This window comes from Escherichia sp. MOD1-EC6098, from assembly GCF_002965865.1.
GTDB classification, from domain to species: Bacteria; Pseudomonadota; Gammaproteobacteria; order Enterobacterales; family Enterobacteriaceae; genus Escherichia; species Escherichia marmotae.
Genome location: NZ_PTSN01000011.1, coordinates 127,746 through 145,678, shown reverse-complemented (window position 1 = coordinate 145,678; position 17,933 = coordinate 127,746). Strand labels below are relative to the sequence as shown.

Here is a 17,933-nt window from a genome sequence, read left to right as displayed (position 1 = left end):
AAGATGACTAAAAGAAAAACCCCCAGACATTTCTGCCTGAGGGTTTCTTTATTTCTGCGAGGTGCAGGGCAATTACATCATGCCGCCCATGCCACCCATGCCGCCCATACCGCCAGCAGCGCCTAAGTCAGCCGCATCGTTTTTCGGCAGGTCGGTAACCATGCACTCGGTGGTGATCATCAGGCCAGCCACAGAAGCTGCGTACTGCAGAGCAGAACGAGTTACTTTGGTTGGATCCAGGATACCCATGTCGATCATGTTGCCGTATTCTTCGGTTGCAGCGTTGTAGCCGTAGTTGCCGTCGCCAGCTTTAACAGTGTTAGCAACAACTGACGGCTCTTCACCGCAGTTCAGTACGATCTGACGCAGCGGAGCTTCCATTGCACGCAGTGCAACTTTGATACCCACGTTCTGCTCTTCGTTCTGACCACGCAGGTCAGCCAGTTTAGACGCTACGCGGATCAGCGCAACACCACCACCAGCAACCACGCCTTCTTCTACCGCAGCACGGGTCGCGTGCAGGGCGTCTTCAACGCGTGCTTTTTTCTCTTTCATTTCAACTTCGGTAGCAGCACCCACTTTGATAACTGCAACGCCGCCTGCCAGTTTCGCTACGCGCTCCTGCAGTTTTTCACGGTCGTAGTCAGAAGTTGCTTCTTCAATCTGCTGACGGATCTGAGCAACACGGCCCTGGATTGCAGCTTCTTCACCCACGCCATCGATGATGGTGGTGGTGTCTTTGTTGATCACAACACGTTTAGCCTGGCCCAGGTCTTCCAGGGTTGCTTTTTCCAGTTCCATACCAATCTCTTCAGAGATTACAGTACCACCGGTCAGAGTAGCGATATCCTGGAGCATTGCTTTACGACGATCACCGAAGCCCGGTGCTTTAACCGCAGCCACTTTCACGATGCCGCGCATGGTGTTAACAACCAGAGTTGCCAGAGCTTCACCTTCAACATCTTCAGCGATGATCAGCAGCGGTTTGCCTGCTTTTGCAACAGCTTCCAGAACTGGCAGCATTTCGCGGATGTTGGAGATTTTCTTATCAGCCAGCAGGATGAACGGGCTTTCCAGTTCTACTGCGCCAGTTTCCGGCTTGTTGATGAAGTAAGGAGACAGGTAGCCACGGTCGAACTGCATACCTTCAACCACGTCCAGTTCGTCCTGCAGACCAGTACCGTCCTCAACGGTGATAACGCCTTCTTTACCGACTTTGTCCATCGCTTCAGCGATCAGTTTACCTACGGTTTCGTCGGAGTTAGCGGAGATAGTACCAACCTGAGCAATAGCTTTAGAGTCAGAGCACGGTACAGACAGCGCTTTCAGTTCTTCAACTGCAGCGGTAACAGCTTTGTCGATACCACGCTTCAGGTCCATCGGGTTCATGCCCGCAGCAACAGCTTTCAGACCTTCAGTGATGATGGCCTGAGCCAGTACGGTTGCGGTGGTAGTACCGTCGCCTGCAGTGTCATTCGCTTTAGAGGCAACTTCTTTCACCATCTGCGCACCCATATTTTCGAACTTGTCTTCCAGTTCGATTTCACGAGCAACGGAAACACCATCTTTGGTGATGGTCGGTGCACCGAAAGATTTATCCAGAACTACGTTACGGCCTTTCGGACCGAGGGTAACTTTCACTGCATCTGCCAGTACGTTTACGCCGCGCAGCATTTTCACACGAGCGTCGTTACCGAATTTTACGTCTTTAGCTGCCATTATCTTTATTCCTTAAATTCGTATGTTCAGTGTCGTGCGCGGATTACGCTTCAACAATTGCCAGAATGTCGCTTTCGGACATGATCAACACTTCTTCATTGTCGATCTTCTCAGATTTCACACCGTAGCCATCGTTGAAAATAACGATGTCGCCAACTTTCACGTCCAGCGGCTTCACTTCGCCATTTTCAAGGATACGGCCATTGCCTACAGCCAGCACTTCGCCACGGGTAGATTTAGCCGCTGCAGAGCCGGTCAGAACGATGCCGCCAGCAGATTTAGTTTCAACTTCTTTACGCTTGACGATCACGCGATCATGCAATGGACGAATATTCATTGATAACTCTCCTTTGAGAAAGTCCGTATCTGTTATGGGTGACGCCGGACCTTACGTGGTTTCCCGGCTGGTGACCAGAGAAATGGGGATGAGGCCTCTCCCCTTCAAGGGGGAAAATGAAAAAAAATTCTGATCAGCACAAAATCGGGTAAAAATCCTGATTCACCTCACGTTTCATCGCAATTTCGACATCGTCGTCATAAGCGAATCTGATTGTGCTACCATCAAAAACCTGCGCAGTTGCCCAAAATTTGGGCGCAATCGGACATCAACCCATGAGTGGACTCAAACAAGAACTGGGGCTGGCCCAGGGCATCGGCCTGTTATCGACTTCATTGTTAGGCACCGGCGTGTTTGCCGTTCCTGCCTTAGCCGCCCTGGTGGCAGGCAATAATAGCCTGTGGGCCTGGCCTGTTCTGATAATCTTAGTTTTCCCGATTGCGATCGTGTTTGCGATTCTGGGTCGCCACTACCCCAGCGCGGGCGGTGTGGCGCATTTTGTCGGCATGGCGTTCGGTTCGCGGCTTGAGCGAGTCACAGGCTGGTTATTTTTATCAGTTATTCCCGTTGGCTTGCCCGCTGCGCTGCAAATTGCCGCCGGATTCGGCCAGGCGATGTTTGGCTGGTATGGCTGGCAACTGTTGATGGCTGAACTCGGTACGCTGGCGCTGGTGTGGTATATCGGTACTCGCGGTGCCAGTTCCAGTGCGAATCTACAAACGGTTATTGCCGGACTTATCGTCGCGCTGATTGTCGCCGTCTGGTGGGCAGCCGATATTAAACCTGCGAATATCCCCTTCCATGCGCCAGGTGATATCGAACTTTCCGGGCTATTTGCTGCGTTATCGGTAATGTTCTGGTGCTTTGTCGGTCTGGAGGCGTTTGCTCACCTTGCCTCAGAATTTAAAAATCCGGAGCGTGATTTCCCCCGCGCTCTGATGATTGGTCTGGTGCTGGCAGGTTTAGTCTACTGGGGGTGTACGGTTGTCGTCTTACACTTCGACGCCTACGGTGAAAAAATGGCGGCAGCAGCATCGCTTCCGGAAATTGTGGTGCAACTGTTCGGTGTAGGGGCGCTGTGGATTGCCTGCGTGATTGGCTATCTGGCCTGCTTTGCCAGCCTCAACATTTATATACAGAGTTTCGCCCGCCTGGTCTGGTCGCAGGCGCAAGATAAACCCAACCACTACCTGGCGCGCCTCTCTTCTCGCCATATCCCGAACAATGCCCTCAATGCAGTGCTCGGCTGTTGCGTGGTGAGCACGTTGGTGATTCACACTTTAGAGATCAATCTGGACGCACTCATCATTTATGCCAACGGCATCTTTATTATGATCTATCTGCTGTGCATGCTGGCTGGCTGTAAATTATTGAAGGGACGTTATCGGCTACTGGCGGTGATTGGCGGACTGCTATGCATCCTGTTGCTGGCGATGGTCGGCTGGAAAAGCGTGTATGCATTGATCATGCTGGCGGGGCTGTGGTTGTTCCTGCCGAAACGAAAAACGCCGGAAAATGGCATAACCACATAATCCGGCGTTTCAACATTAATCCTGACGATCGTCTTTATGATCAAGGCGATCGCGGTTGTCATCCTTACGCTGATATTCACCATCAAAAGTATTGCCGCCACCGGCTCCGGCACTAAATCCACCGCCCGGCATACGGGAAAAACGCAAATGCGGCATCAACTTCACGGTCAGATGTTTCTGCACTGGTGGCAATAAAAGAAGAAGACCGAGGAAATCGGTGAAAAAGCCCGGTAATAAAAGCAGCAAACCGGCAATGATCAACGAAACACTTTTAATCATTTCCGCCGCCGGATTTTCTCCCGCCGCCATTTTTTGTTGCATCAGCACAAAATTATTAAATCCCTGGTTACGTACCAGCGACATACCAATAACTGACGTGAATATAACCAACACAAGAGTGAGTAATACCCCCAATACGTGGGCAACCTGAATAAAGATTGAAATCTCAATATAGACATAAAGGAAAATGGCAATAAAAGGTAACCAGCGCAAAGGTTTCTCCTGTAATAGCAACCGGTTAAATCCGGCCGCCTGAATGGTTTGCGAATCGCGTTCAGCTTATATTGTGGTCATTAGCAAAATTTCAAGACGTTTGCGCAACTATTTTTGGTAGTAATCCCAAAGCGGTGATCTATTTCACAAATTAATAATTAAGGGGTAAAAACCGACACTTAAAGTGATCCAGATTACGGTAGAAATCCTCAAGCAACATATGATCCCGAGTATTCGACTGATGCAGGGGATAATCGTCGGTCGAAAAACATTCGAAACCACATATATTCTGTGTGTTTAAAGCAAATCATTGGCAGCTTGAAAAAGAAGGTTCACATGTCAAACAACATTCGTATCGAAGAAGATCTGTTGGGTACCAGGGAAGTTCCAGCTGATGCCTACTATGGTGTTCACACTCTGAGAGCGATTGAAAACTTCTATATCAGCAACAACAAAATCAGCGATATTCCTGAATTTGTTCGCGGTATGGTAATGGTTAAAAAAGCCGCAGCTATGGCAAACAAAGAGCTGCAAACCATTCCTAAAAGTGTAGCGAATGCAATCATTGCTGCATGTGATGAAGTCCTGAATAACGGAAAATGCATGGATCAGTTCCCGGTAGACGTCTACCAGGGCGGCGCAGGTACTTCCGTAAACATGAACACCAACGAAGTGCTGGCCAATATCGGTCTGGAACTGATGGGACACCAGAAAGGTGAATATCAGTACCTGAATCCGAACGACCATGTTAACAAATGTCAGTCCACCAACGACGCCTACCCGACCGGTTTCCGCATCGCAGTTTACTCTTCCCTGATTAAACTGGTAGATGCTATTAACCAACTGCGCGAAGGTTTTGAGCGTAAAGCTGTCGAATTCCAGGACATCCTGAAAATGGGTCGCACCCAACTGCAGGACGCAGTACCAATGACCCTTGGTCAGGAATTCCGCGCTTTCAGCATCCTGCTGAAAGAGGAAGTGAAAAACATCCAACGTACCTCTGAACTGCTGCTGGAAGTTAACCTTGGCGCAACTGCCATCGGTACTGGCCTGAACACGCCGAAAGAGTACTCTCCGCTGGCAGTGAAAAAACTGGCTGAAGTCACTGGCTTCCCATGCGTTCCGGCTGAAGACCTCATCGAAGCGACCTCTGACTGCGGCGCTTACGTTATGGTTCACGGCGCGCTGAAACGCCTGGCTGTGAAGATGTCCAAAATCTGTAACGACCTGCGCTTGCTCTCTTCTGGCCCACGTGCCGGCCTGAATGAGATCAACCTGCCGGAACTGCAGGCAGGCTCTTCTATCATGCCAGCAAAAGTAAACCCGGTAGTTCCGGAAGTAGTTAACCAGGTATGCTTCAAAGTCATCGGTAACGACACCACTGTTACCATGGCAGCAGAAGCAGGTCAGCTTCAGTTGAACGTTATGGAGCCGGTCATTGGCCAGGCGATGTTTGAATCCGTTCACATTCTGACCAATGCTTGCTACAACCTGCTGGAAAAATGCATTAACGGCATCACTGCTAACAAAGAAGTGTGCGAAGGTTACGTTTACAACTCTATCGGTATCGTCACTTACCTGAACCCGTTCATCGGTCACCACAACGGTGACATCGTGGGTAAAATCTGTGCCGAAACAGGTAAGAGCGTGCGCGAAGTCGTTCTGGAGCGCGGTCTGTTGACTGAAGCGGAACTAGACGATATTTTCTCCGTACAGAACCTGATGCATCCGGCTTACAAAGCAAAACGCTATACTGATGAAAGCGAACAGTAATCGTACAGGGTAGTACAAATAAAAGAGGCACGTCAGATGGCGTGCCTTTTTTCTTGTGAGCAGTAACTTAAAAACAACAACCTGATATCAACTTGTTAAAAAACAAGGAAGGCTAATATGCTAGTTGTAGAACTCATCATCGTTTTGCTGGCGATCTTTTTGGGCGCCAGATTAGGGGGAATTGGTATTGGTTTTGCAGGTGGATTGGGGGTGCTGGTTCTTGCCGCTATCGGCGTCAAGCCTGGTAACATTCCGTTCGATGTAATTTCCATTATCATGGCGGTTATCGCTGCTATTTCTGCCATGCAGGTTGCTGGCGGTCTGGACTATCTGGTTCACCAGACAGAAAAGCTGCTGCGCCGTAACCCGAAATACATCACGATCCTCGCACCGATCGTGACCTATTTCCTGACCATCTTTGCGGGCACTGGCAACATCTCTCTGGCAACGCTGCCAGTTATCGCTGAAGTAGCGAAGGAACAAGGCGTTAAACCTTGCCGTCCACTGTCTACTGCGGTAGTTTCCGCGCAGATTGCGATCACCGCATCGCCAATCTCTGCGGCAGTGGTTTACATGTCTTCCGTAATGGAAGGTCATGGCATCAGCTACCTCCATTTGCTCTCCGTGGTCATCCCGTCCACCTTGCTGGCGGTTCTGGTGATGTCCTTCCTGGTCACCATGCTGTTCAACTCCAGGCTGTCTGACGATCCGATTTATCGCAAGCGTCTGGAAGAAGGTTTAGTTGAACTGCGCGGTGAGAAGCAGATTGAAATCAAACAAGGCGCGAAAGCGTCCGTCTGGCTGTTCCTGCTGGGCGTAGTCGGCGTGGTTATCTATGCGATCATCAACAGCCCGAGCATGGGTCTGGTTGAGAAACCGCTGATGAACACCACTAACGCCATCCTGATTATCATGCTGAGTGTTGCAACCCTGACCACTATTCTTTGCAAAGTGGATACCGACAACATCCTCAACTCCAGCACCTTCAAAGCAGGTATGAGCGCCTGTATTTGTATCCTGGGTGTTGCATGGCTGGGCGATACTTTCGTTTCCAACAACATCGACTGGATCAAAGATACCGCTGGTGAAGTGATTCAGGGTCATCCGTGGCTGCTGGCTGTCATCTTCTTCTTTGCTTCTGCTCTGCTGTACTCTCAGGCTGCAACCGCAAAAGCACTGATGCCGATGGCTCTGGCGCTGAACGTTTCTCCGCTGACCGCTGTTGCTTCTTTCGCAGCCGTGTCTGGCCTGTTCATTCTGCCGACCTACCCGACGCTGGTTGCTGCGGTACAGATGGATGACACGGGTACAACTCGTATCGGTAAATTCGTCTTCAACCATCCGTTCTTCATCCCGGGTACTCTGGGTGTTGCCCTGGCCGTTTGCTTCGGCTTCCTGCTGGGCAGTGTGATGCTGTAATGACAAATCGCGGGGCGTTCACGCCCCGCTTTCTTTCCCACCGACTAACATCCTTCCCTCGTCCGTTGTATAGTGACCTCTCTCTTGCGGTTCCATCTGTTCTAGCGAGGTGTTTATGCTTGATGAAAAAGGTTCGAATACCGCGTCTGTCGTGGTGCTGTGTACCGCGCCGGATGAAGCGACAGCCCAGGATCTGGCTGCCAAAGCGCTGGCAGAAAAACTGGCGGCCTGCGCAACCCTGATCCCCGGTGCAACCTCTCTCTATTACTGGGAGGGTAAGCTGGAACAGGAATATGAAGTACAGATGATCTTAAAAACCGATAAAGCTCACCAGCAGGCACTGCTGGAATGCCTGAAGGCTCATCATCCTTATCAAACACCTGAACTTCTGGTTTTACCTGTTACACATGGAGACACAGATTACCTCTCATGGCTCAACGCATCTTTACGCTGATCCTGCTATTTTGCAGCACTTCCGTTTTTGCCGGATTATTCGACGCGCCTGGACGTTCCCAATTTGTCCCCGCGGATCAAGCCTTTGCTTTTGATTTTCAGCAAAACCAGCATGACCTTAATCTGAGCTGGCAGATCAAAGACGGTTATTACCTCTACCGTAAACAGATCCGTATTACGCCTGAACAGGCGAAGATTGCCGACGTGCAACTGCCGTCAGGTGTCTGGCATGAAGATGAGTTTTACGGCAAAAGCGAGATTTACCGTGGGCGGCTGACGCTTCCCGTTACCATCAATCAGGCGGGTGCTGGTGCGACGTTGACGATTACTTACCAGGGATGCGCCGACGCCGGTTTCTGTTATCCGCCAGAAACTAAAATAGTGCCGTTAAGCGAAGTGCTCACCAACAACGCGGCGCCACAACCTGCGCCAGTTCCGCAGCAAGAGCAACCCGCCGCGCAACTGCCCTTTTCTGCACTCTGGGCGCTGTTGATCGGTATCGGCATCGCCTTCACACCATGCGTGCTGCCGATGTACCCGCTGATTTCCGGCATCGTACTGGGCGGTAAACAGCGGCTATCCACCGCCAGAGCATTGCTGCTGACCTTTATTTATGTTCAGGGGATGGCGCTGACTTACACGGCACTGGGTCTGGTGGTTGCCGCCGCGGGATTACAGTTCCAGGCGGCGCTACAGCATCCTTACGTGCTTATCGGCCTCGCGATCGTCTTTACCTTGCTGGCGATGTCGATGTTTGGCTTGTTTACCCTGCAACTTCCCTCTTCCCTACAAACACGCCTCACGCTGATGAGTAATCGCCAGCAAGGCGGCTCGCCTGGCGGTGTGTTTGTTATGGGCGCAATTGCCGGATTGATCTGTTCACCATGCACTACCGCGCCACTTAGCGCGATTCTGCTGTATATCGCCCAAAGCGGGAACATGTGGCTGGGCGGCGGTACACTTTATCTCTATGCGCTGGGCATGGGACTTCCGCTGATACTCATTACTGTCTTCGGCAACCGTCTGCTGCCGAAAAGCGGTCCGTGGATGGAACAGGTCAAAACCGCGTTTGGTTTTGTAATCCTGGCGCTGCCGGTCTTCCTGCTGGAGCGGGTGATTGGCGATGCCTGGGGATTACGCTTGTGGTCGGCGCTTGGCGTCGCGTTCTTTGGCTGGGCGTTTGTCACCAGCTTACAAGCCAAACGCGGCTGGATGCGCATGGTACAAATTATCCTGCTGGCAGCCGCGCTGGTAAGCGTGCGCCCACTCCAGGATTGGGCGTTTGGCGCGACGAGCACGGCACAATCTCAGACCCATCTCAACTTTAAAAAAATCAAAACAGTAGATGAGTTAAATCAGGCGCTCGTTGCAGCCAAAGGCAAACCGGTAATGCTAGATCTCTATGCCGACTGGTGCGTCGCCTGTAAAGAGTTCGAAAAAAACACCTTCAGTGACCCGCAGGTGCAAAAAGCGTTAGCAGACACGGTATTACTTCAGGCCAACGTCACTGCCAACGACGCACAAGATGTGGCGCTGTTAAAACATCTAAATGTCCTTGGCCTACCGACGATTCTGTTTTTTGACGGACAAGGTCAGGAGCATCCACAAGCACGAGTCACGGGCTTTATGGATGCAGAAACCTTCAGCGCACATTTGCGCGATCGCCAACCGTGAACGACACTTCAGTGGGAAAGACGGAGGAAAATAGCGTGCAACGTGAAGATGTACTGGGAGAAGCCCTGAAATTATTAGAGTTACAAGGGATTGCTAACACTACGCTGGAGATGGTTGCTGAACGAGTGGATTATCCGTTGGAAGCGCTCCAGCGTTTCTGGCCAGACAAAGAGGCCATCCTCTACGATGCGCTGCGCTATCTTAGCCAACAGATAGATGTCTGGCGTCGTCAACTGATGCTGGATGAAACGCAGTCTGCTGAACAAAAGCTGCTGGCGCGTTATCAGGCATTATCAGAATGCGTTAAAAACAACCGCTATCCGGGCTGTCTGTTTATCGCTGCCTGCACGTTTTATCCCGATCCCGACCACCCTATCCATCAACTGGCCGATCAGCAAAAAAGCGCGGCGTATGATTTCACCCACGAACTGTTAACCACCCTGGAAGTTGACGACCCGGCAATGGTGGCAAAGCAGATGGAACTGGTGCTGGAAGGGTGTTTAAGTCGCATGCTGGTGAATCGCAGCCAGGCGGATGTCGACACCGCACACCGACTGGCGGAAGATATCCTGCGCTTCGCCCGCTGCCGTCAGGGCGGGGCACTGACCTGACAGAAATACAGAAAACAAGCGATTTGCCGCAAACTTAAGCAATTGAATCGTTTTTACTGAAATTAGGTTGACGAGATGTGCAGATTACGGTTTAATGCGCCCCGTTGCCCGGATAGCTCAGTCGGTAGAGCAGGGGATTGAAAATCCCCGTGTCCTTGGTTCGATTCCGAGTCCGGGCACCAAATTCATATAAACGGACCTCCACGGAGGTCCGTTTTTCGTTTCAGGACGCCACAATTTAAGCGTTCTGCCTCCAAATCAATTCTGCCGAACTCAACCCGATTCTCCCCCACATCACCAGCATTTTGCGGGTATATCCCGGTTCGAGAAAATTTGTCCCTAAGCTATAGCACTGACTGACGCGAAATGTCGCGCGGCCCCGTAATGCTGTTGAACGTCAAATGACGTCATCAGGAGCGTAATGCATCCATAAACAGAACGCCGACTGATGAGATTCTGAATGCGAACAAAGAAAAATGTATCAGTCCGTTTGCTCATGCAAAGACTAACAATCCATTAAAATAGTAAGCGCTTCGGGCCATTTTCCGGGAATTATTTTCTGAACATTTTTCTTTGGCAAAGATGATGAATTTTGATGGTAAGGCAAATTACTTCTGGTTCTCATTAAAGTTCTTTCGTAAGGCTATGTAATCAAGAAGTTTATGGCTGGTAAGAATAACGTATTCTATTCACCAATAATATGTAAAGACATTCATCAATAGATGGTAAAAATAGGTTATGGCAATTATCATTGGGCCAGTCCCTTTTCGAGTGAGTTTCTATTATGCAACAACCTGTAGTTCGCGTTGGCGAATGGCTTGTTACTCCGTCCATAAACCAAATAAGTCGCAACGGGCGTCAACTAACCCTGGAGCCACGATTAATCGATCTTCTGGTTTTCTTTGCTCAACATAGTGGTGAAGTACTTAGTAGAGATGAACTTATCGATAATGTGTGGAAGAGGAGTATCGTCACCAATCACGTTGTAACACAGAGTATCTCAGAACTGCGTAAGTCATTAAAAGATAATGATGAAGATAGTCCTGTCTATATCGCTACTGTACCGAAGCGCGGTTATAAATTAATGGTTCCGGTTATATGGTGCAGCGAAGAGGAAGGGGAGGAAATGATGTTATCTTCGTCTCCTCCTATACCAGAGGCGGCTCCTGACACAGATCCCCCCATCCACAGTCCAGATATCCAATACCCCCCAAAGCCACCTGAACATCCCCCAGTTAGATGCAAACGATTAACTGCCTTTTGGGTATGGTTTTTTTTCCTGTTGTCGTTAGGTATCTGTGTCGTACTCGTGGCATTCTCCAGCCTGGAAACGCGTCTTCCTTTGAGTAAATCGCGTATTTTGCTCAATCCACGCGATATTGACATTAATATGGTGAATAACAGTTGTAACAATTGGACTTCTCCGTATCAGCGCTCTTACGCGATAGGTGTGGGCGATTTGGTGGCTACGTCACTTAATACCTTCTCCACCTTTATGGTGCATGACAAAATTAACTACAACATTGATGAACCGAGCAGCTCTGGTAAAACGTTATCTATTGCATTTGTTAATCAACGCCAATACCGCGCTCAGCAGTGCTTTATGTCGGTGAAATTGGTAGACAATGCAGATGGTTCAACCATGCTGGATAAACGTTATGTCATCACTAACGGTAACCAGTTGGCAATTCAAAATGATTTACTTGAGAGTTTATCAAAGGCATTGAATCAACCGTGGCCACAACGAATGCAGGAGATGTTCCAACAAATATTGCCTCATCGAGGTGCTTTATTAACTAATTTTTATCAAGCGCATGATTATTTAATGCATGGTGATGAAAAATCATTGAACCGTGCCAGTGAATTATTAGGTGAGATTATTGAATCATCTCCTGAATTTATCTATGCGAGAGCAGAAAAAGCATTAGTTGATATAGTACGTCATTCTCAGCACCCTTTAGATGAAAAACAATTAGCAGCACTGAATACAGAAATTGATAACATTGCTACAATGCCGGGCATGAATAATCTAGCCATTTTCTATCAAATAAAAGCTGTCAGTGCTCTGGAAAATGGAAAAATAGAGGAGTCGTATCAGGCGATAAATACTGGAATTGATCTTGAAATGTCCTGGCTAAACTATGTGTTGCTTGGCAAAGTTTACGAAATGAAGGGGATGAACCGTGAAGCTGCTGATGCATATCTCACAGCCTTTAATTTACGTCCTGGTACAAACACCCTTTACTGGATTGAAAATGGTATATTCCAGACTTCTGTTCCTTATGTTGTTCCTTATCTCGACAAATTTCTCGCTTCAGAATAAGTGACTCCCGCGTTGATTCATGCACGGGAATACTGGATGTTGAATTTTTGTGTGTTTTTATTGGTGTAATATGTTCGGCATTTTATTTGTCGCATAATTTTTATTACATAATTTTAACCACAAATATGTACATAACCCATTGTAAACATTAAATGTTTATCTTTTCATGATATCAACTTGCGATTCTTATCTGTTAATGGAGAGCTCAAATTCTCACTTACATAAACTTTTGTATTATTTCACCTAATCTTTAGGATTAATCTTTTTTTTTGAGTAATCTTGTCGCCAGTTTGGTCTGGTCAGTAAATAGTTACGCATCATGACCCGGACTCCAAATTCAAAAATGAAATTAGGAGAAGAGCATGAGTTCTGCCAAGAAGATCGGGCTATTTGCCTGTACCGGTGTTGTTGCCGGTAATATGATGGGGAGCGGTATTGCATTATTACCTGCGAACCTTGCAAGTATCGGTGGTATTGCTATCTGGGGTTGGATTATCTCTATTATTGGTGCAATGTCGTTGGCTTATGTATATGCCCGACTGGCAACAAAAAACCCGCAACAAGGTGGCCCAATTGCTTATGCCGGAGAAATTTCTCCTGCATTTGGTTTTCAGACAGGTGTTCTTTATTACCATGCTAACTGGATTGGTAACCTGGCGATTGGTATTACCGCTGTATCTTATCTTTCCACCTTCTTCCCGGTATTAAATGATCCTGTCCCGGCGGGTATCGCCTGTATTGCTATCGTCTGGATATTTACCTTTGTAAATATGCTCGGCGGTACTTGGGTAAGCCGTTTAACCACTATTGGTCTGGTGCTGGTTCTTATTCCTGTAGTTATGACTGCTATTGTTGGCTGGCATTGGTTTGATACTGCAACTTATGCAGCTAACTGGAACACTGCTAATACCACTGATGGCCATGCGATCATTAAAAGTATTCTGCTCTGCCTGTGGGCCTTTGTGGGTGTGGAATCCGCAGCGGTAAGTACGGGTATGGTTAAAAACCCGAAACGTACCGTTCCACTGGCAACCATGCTGGGTACTGGTTTAGCAGGTATTGTTTATATTGCTGCAACTCAAGTGCTTTCCGGTATGTATCCGTCTTCTGTAATGGCAGCTTCCGGTGCTCCGTTTGCAATCAGTGCTTCTACTATCCTGGGTAACTGGGCTGCGCCGCTGGTTTCTGCATTCACCGCCTTTGCATGCCTGACGTCTCTGGGTTCCTGGATGATGCTGGTAGGCCAGGCAGGTGTGCGTGCCGCTAACGACGGTAACTTCCCGAAAGTTTATGGCGAAGTCGACAGCAACGGTATTCCGAAAAAAGGTCTGCTGCTGGCTGCTGTGAAAATGACTGCCCTGATGATCCTGATCACCCTGATGAACTCTGCCGGTGGTAAAGCATCTGACCTGTTTGGTGAACTGACCGGTATCGCAGTACTGCTGACTATGCTGCCGTACTTCTACTCTTGCGTTGACCTGATTCGTTTTGAAGGCGTTAACATCCGCAACTTTGTCAGCCTGATCTGCTCTGTACTGGGTTGCGTGTTCTGCTTCATCGCTCTGATGGGTGCAAGCTCCTTCGAGCTGGCAGGAACCTTCATCGTCAGCCTGATTATCCTGATGTTCTACGCTCGCAAAATGCACGAGCGCCAGAGCCACTCAATGGATAACCACACTGCATCTAACGCACATTAATTAAAAGTATTTTCCGAGGCTCCTCCTTTCATTTTGTCCCATGTGTTGGGAGGGGCCTTCTTTACCTGGAGATATGACTATGAACGTTATTGCAATATTGAATCACATGGGGGTTTATTTTAAAGAAGAACCCATCCGTGAACTTCATCGCGCGCTTGAACGTCTGAACTTCCAGATTGTTTACCCGAACGACCGTGACGACTTATTAAAATTGATCGAAAACAATGCGCGTCTGTGCGGTGTTATTTTTGACTGGGATAAATATAATCTCGAGCTGTGCGAAGAAATTAGCAAAATGAACGAGAACCTGCCGTTGTACGCGTTCGCTAATACGTATTCCACTCTCGATGTAAGCCTGAACGATCTGCGTTTACAGATTAGCTTCTTTGAATATGCGCTGGGTGCTGCTGATGATATTGCTAACAAGATCAAGCAGACCACTGACGAATATATCAACACTATTCTGCCTCCGCTGACCAAAGCACTGTTTAAATATGTTCGTGAAGGTAAATATACTTTCTGTACTCCTGGTCACATGGGCGGTACTGCATTCCAGAAAAGCCCGGTAGGTAGCCTGTTCTATGATTTCTTTGGTCCGAACACCATGAAATCTGATATTTCCATTTCAGTATCTGAACTGGGTTCTCTGCTGGATCACAGCGGTCCACACAAAGAAGCAGAACAGTATATCGCCCGCGTATTTAACGCAGACCGCAGCTACATGGTGACTAACGGTACTTCCACTGCCAACAAAATTGTCGGTATGTACTCGGCTCCGGCAGGCAGCACCATTCTGATTGACCGTAACTGCCACAAATCGCTGACCCATCTGATGATGATGAGCGATGTTACACCAATCTATTTCCGCCCGACCCGTAACGCTTACGGTATTCTTGGTGGTATCCCACAGAGTGAATTCCAGCACGCTACCATTGCTAAGCGCGTTAAAGAAACACCAAACGCAACCTGGCCGGTACATGCCGTAATTACTAACTCTACCTATGATGGTCTGCTGTACAACACCGACTTCATCAAGAAAACACTGGATGTAAAATCCATCCACTTTGACTCCGCATGGGTGCCTTACACCAACTTCTCTCCAATTTACGAAGGTAAATGTGGTATGAGCGGTGGCCGTGTAGAAGGGAAAGTGATTTATGAAACCCAGTCCACTCACAAACTGCTGGCGGCATTCTCTCAGGCTTCCATGATCCACGTTAAAGGTGATGTAAACGAAGAAACCTTTAACGAAGCCTACATGATGCACACCACCACCTCACCGCACTACGGTATCGTGGCCTCCACTGAAACCGCTGCGGCGATGATGAAAGGTAATGCCGGTAAGCGTCTGATCAACGGTTCCATTGAACGTGCGATCAAGTTCCGTAAAGAGATCAAACGCCTGAGAACGGAATCTGATGGCTGGTTCTTTGATGTATGGCAGCCGGATCATATCGATACCACTGAATGCTGGCCGCTGCGTTCTGACAGCACCTGGCACGGCTTCAAAAACATCGATAATGAACACATGTATCTTGACCCGATCAAAGTCACCCTGCTGACTCCGGGGATGGAAAAAGACGGCACCATGAGCGAGTTCGGTATTCCGGCCAGCATCGTGGCGAAATACCTCGACGAACATGGCATCGTTGTTGAGAAGACCGGTCCGTATAACCTGCTGTTCCTGTTCAGCATCGGTATCGATAAGACCAAAGCACTGAGCCTGCTGCGTGCTCTGACTGACTTCAAACGTGCGTTCGACCTGAACCTGCGTGTGAAAAACATGCTGCCGTCTCTGTATCGTGAAGATCCTGAATTCTATGAAAACATGCGTATTCAGGAACTGGCGCAGAATATCCACAAATTGATTGTTCACCACAATCTGCCGGATCTGATGTATCGCGCATTTGAAGTTCTGCCGACGATGGTAATGACTCCGTATGCTGCGTTCCAGAAAGAGCTGCACGGTATGACCGAAGAAGTTTACCTCGACGAAATGGTAGGTCGTATTAACGCCAATATGATCCTTCCGTATCCGCCGGGAGTTCCTCTGGTAATGCCGGGTGAAATGATCACCGAAGAAAGCCGTCCGGTTCTGGAGTTCCTGCAGATGCTGTGTGAAATCGGCGCTCACTATCCGGGCTTTGAAACCGACATTCACGGTGCATACCGTCAGGCTGATGGCCGCTATACCGTTAAGGTATTGAAAGAAGAAAACAAAAAATAATTAGCTCGTACAAGGGAAGTGGCTTGCCACTTCCCTTTTTTGCTCATAAGGAGAACACATGAAAACACCCTCACAGCCGCGCGCGATATACTATATCGTGGCGATCCAGATCTGGGAGTACTTCAGTTTTTACGGCATGCGTGCCTTACTCATTCTCTATCTCACCCATCAGCTTGGTTTTGATGATAACCATGCCATCAGCCTGTTCAGCGCATATGCATCTCTGGTTTATGTTACCCCTATTCTCGGCGGCTGGCTTGCCGACCGCCTGCTCGGCAACCGCACTGCAGTAATTGCCGGCGCGCTGTTAATGACCCTTGGCCATGTGGTACTGGGCATTGATACAAATTCAACCTTTAGCCTGTATCTGGCGCTGGCAATCATTATTTGTGGTTACGGTTTATTCAAATCAAACATTAGCTGTTTACTTGGCGAGCTCTATGACGCGGACGATCATCGACGTGATGGTGGTTTTTCGCTGCTATATGCCGCGGGCAATATCGGTTCTATCGCCGCCCCCATCGCCTGTGGCCTGGCTGCACAGTGGTATGGTTGGCATGTTGGCTTTGCCCTTGCGGGCGGCGGCATGTTTATCGGTTTGTTGATATTCCTGAGTGGTCATCGTCATTTCCAATCCACGCGAGGTATGGATAAAAAAGCACTCACTCGCGTGAAGTTTGCCTTGCCGGTATGGAGTTGGTTGGTGGTGATGCTCTGTTTAGCCCCGGTATTTTTTACCCTATTGCTGGAAAACGACTGGTCCGGATATTTGCTGGCGATCGTTTGCCTTATTGCTGCACAAATCATTGCCCGCATGATGATCAAATTCCCCGAACACCGCCGTGCTCTTTGGCAAATTGTATTGTTGATGTTTGTCGGGACGTTGTTCTGGGTACTGGCACAACAGGGCGGCAGTACCATCAGCTTGTTTATCGATCGCTTTGTGAATCGTCAGGCATTCAATATTGAAGTACCTACTGCGCTATTCCAGTCGGTGAATGCAATTGCGGTGATGCTCGCTGGGGTTGTACTTGCCTGGCTGGCGTCGCCAGAAAGCCGCGGCAACTCAACATTGCGCGTCTGGCTGAAGTTTGCCTTTGGCTTACTGCTGATGGCTTGTGGCTTTATGTTGCTGGCATTTGATGCCCGACATGCAGCGGCTGGCGGTCAAGCGTCAATGGGCGTGATGATATCCGGGTTGGCGCTAATGGGCTTTGCCGAACTCTTTATTGATCCGGTGGCAATTGCGCAAATCACGCGCCTGAAAATGTCTGGCGTATTAACCGGTATTTATATGCTGGCAACAGGCGCGGTCGCCAACTGGCTGGCAGGCGTAGTGGCACAACAGACGACAGAGTCGCAAATTAGCGGTATGGCAATTGCAGCTTACCAGCGATTCTTTTCCCAGATGGGAGAGTGGACGTTGGCTTGTGTCGCGATCATCGTGGTATTGGCCTTTGCTACCCGATTTCTGTTTAGCACGCCGACCAATATGATACAGGAAAGCAACGATTAACTGCCGTAAAAACAATTGGTTATGAATCAATTGACTTTTAGTTAATCACACTAGCAAATCAAGATTAATAAGATATTTAAACTATTTTTATGATTATTTATTAGTGATATCAACTTGAGGTGAGCGTTGGTTTCGATAAGATAAACTGAGTTATTAATAG

The 17,933-nt window shown here is 48.7% G+C and carries 13 protein-coding genes and 1 tRNA gene; 11 read left to right on the top strand and 3 right to left on the bottom strand.

All coding sequences use genetic code 11. The features are described from left to right. Positions 1 to 72: 72 nt before the first annotated feature. Positions 73 to 1,719: a chaperonin GroEL gene (gene groL / locus C0K55_RS13210; RefSeq protein ID WP_000729132.1), complete on the bottom strand. Its 1,647-nt coding sequence runs from the start codon at positions 1,717 to 1,719 to the stop codon at positions 73 to 75. 43 nt (positions 1,720 to 1,762) lie between these two features. Continuing rightward, on the bottom strand, positions 1,763 to 2,056 hold the full coding sequence (locus C0K55_RS13205; RefSeq protein WP_001026276.1) for a co-chaperone GroES: 294 nt from the start codon (positions 2,054 to 2,056) through the stop codon (positions 1,763 to 1,765). A gap of 275 nt (positions 2,057 to 2,331) precedes the next feature. Here C0K55_RS13205 and yjeH point away from each other — a divergent pair, with 275 nt between their 5' ends. Further along, positions 2,332 to 3,588 (top strand): L-methionine/branched-chain amino acid transporter, encoded by a 1,257-nt coding sequence (gene yjeH / locus C0K55_RS13200; protein ID WP_105266552.1) that lies wholly within the window; start codon positions 2,332 to 2,334, stop codon positions 3,586 to 3,588. Between the two features lie 15 nt (positions 3,589 to 3,603). On the opposite strand, the gene C0K55_RS13195 is transcribed toward yjeH, so the two are convergent. Beyond that, complete coding sequence (locus C0K55_RS13195; RefSeq protein ID WP_105266551.1) at positions 3,604 to 4,080, bottom strand: FxsA family protein; 477 nt, start codon at positions 4,078 to 4,080, stop codon at positions 3,604 to 3,606. 336 nt (positions 4,081 to 4,416) lie between these two features. Here C0K55_RS13195 and aspA point away from each other — a divergent pair, with 336 nt between their 5' ends. From aspA to dtpC, 10 genes are all read left to right on the top strand, one after another. Then, the gene (aspA, locus tag C0K55_RS13190; protein WP_001517611.1) at positions 4,417 to 5,853 is read left to right on the top strand and encodes an aspartate ammonia-lyase; all 1,437 of its coding nucleotides are present in this window, start codon (positions 4,417 to 4,419) and stop codon (positions 5,851 to 5,853) included. Between the two features lie 117 nt (positions 5,854 to 5,970). After that, entirely contained in the window at positions 5,971 to 7,272 is a 1,302-nt protein-coding gene (dcuA, locus tag C0K55_RS13185; protein WP_000961962.1) for an anaerobic C4-dicarboxylate transporter DcuA, read from the top strand. 115 nt (positions 7,273 to 7,387) lie between these two features. Beyond that, a complete protein-coding gene (gene cutA / locus C0K55_RS13180) occupies positions 7,388 to 7,726 on the top strand; it encodes a divalent cation tolerance protein CutA (RefSeq protein ID WP_105266550.1) in 339 nt (112 codons plus the stop codon). Beyond that, the gene (dsbD, locus tag C0K55_RS13175; RefSeq protein WP_105266549.1) at positions 7,702 to 9,399 is read left to right on the top strand and encodes a protein-disulfide reductase DsbD; all 1,698 of its coding nucleotides are present in this window, start codon (positions 7,702 to 7,704) and stop codon (positions 9,397 to 9,399) included. The genes cutA and dsbD overlap by 25 nt, the downstream gene beginning before the upstream one ends. A gap of 35 nt (positions 9,400 to 9,434) precedes the next feature. Continuing rightward, positions 9,435 to 10,010: a transcriptional regulator gene (locus C0K55_RS13170; protein WP_001188522.1), complete on the top strand. Its 576-nt coding sequence runs from the start codon at positions 9,435 to 9,437 to the stop codon at positions 10,008 to 10,010. Positions 10,011 to 10,116: 106 nt separating this feature from the next. After that, positions 10,117 to 10,192: transfer RNA gene (locus tag C0K55_RS13165), tRNA-Phe, on the top strand. A gap of 602 nt (positions 10,193 to 10,794) precedes the next feature. Next, a complete protein-coding gene (cadC, locus tag C0K55_RS13160) occupies positions 10,795 to 12,333 on the top strand; it encodes a lysine decarboxylation/transport transcriptional activator CadC (protein ID WP_061090610.1) in 1,539 nt (512 codons plus the stop codon). Between the two features lie 362 nt (positions 12,334 to 12,695). Then, positions 12,696 to 14,030 carry a cadaverine/lysine antiporter gene (gene cadB, locus C0K55_RS13155; RefSeq protein ID WP_000092898.1) on the top strand — a complete coding sequence of 445 codons (1,335 nt, stop codon included), beginning with the start codon at positions 12,696 to 12,698 and terminating at the stop codon, positions 14,028 to 14,030. Between the two features lie 79 nt (positions 14,031 to 14,109). Further along, positions 14,110 to 16,257 carry a lysine decarboxylase CadA gene (cadA, locus tag C0K55_RS13150; RefSeq protein ID WP_001517607.1) on the top strand — a complete coding sequence of 716 codons (2,148 nt, stop codon included), beginning with the start codon at positions 14,110 to 14,112 and terminating at the stop codon, positions 16,255 to 16,257. Between the two features lie 58 nt (positions 16,258 to 16,315). Next, positions 16,316 to 17,773 (top strand): dipeptide/tripeptide permease DtpC, encoded by a 1,458-nt coding sequence (gene dtpC, locus C0K55_RS13145; RefSeq protein ID WP_001517606.1) that lies wholly within the window; start codon positions 16,316 to 16,318, stop codon positions 17,771 to 17,773. Positions 17,774 to 17,933: the final 160 nt, after the last annotated feature.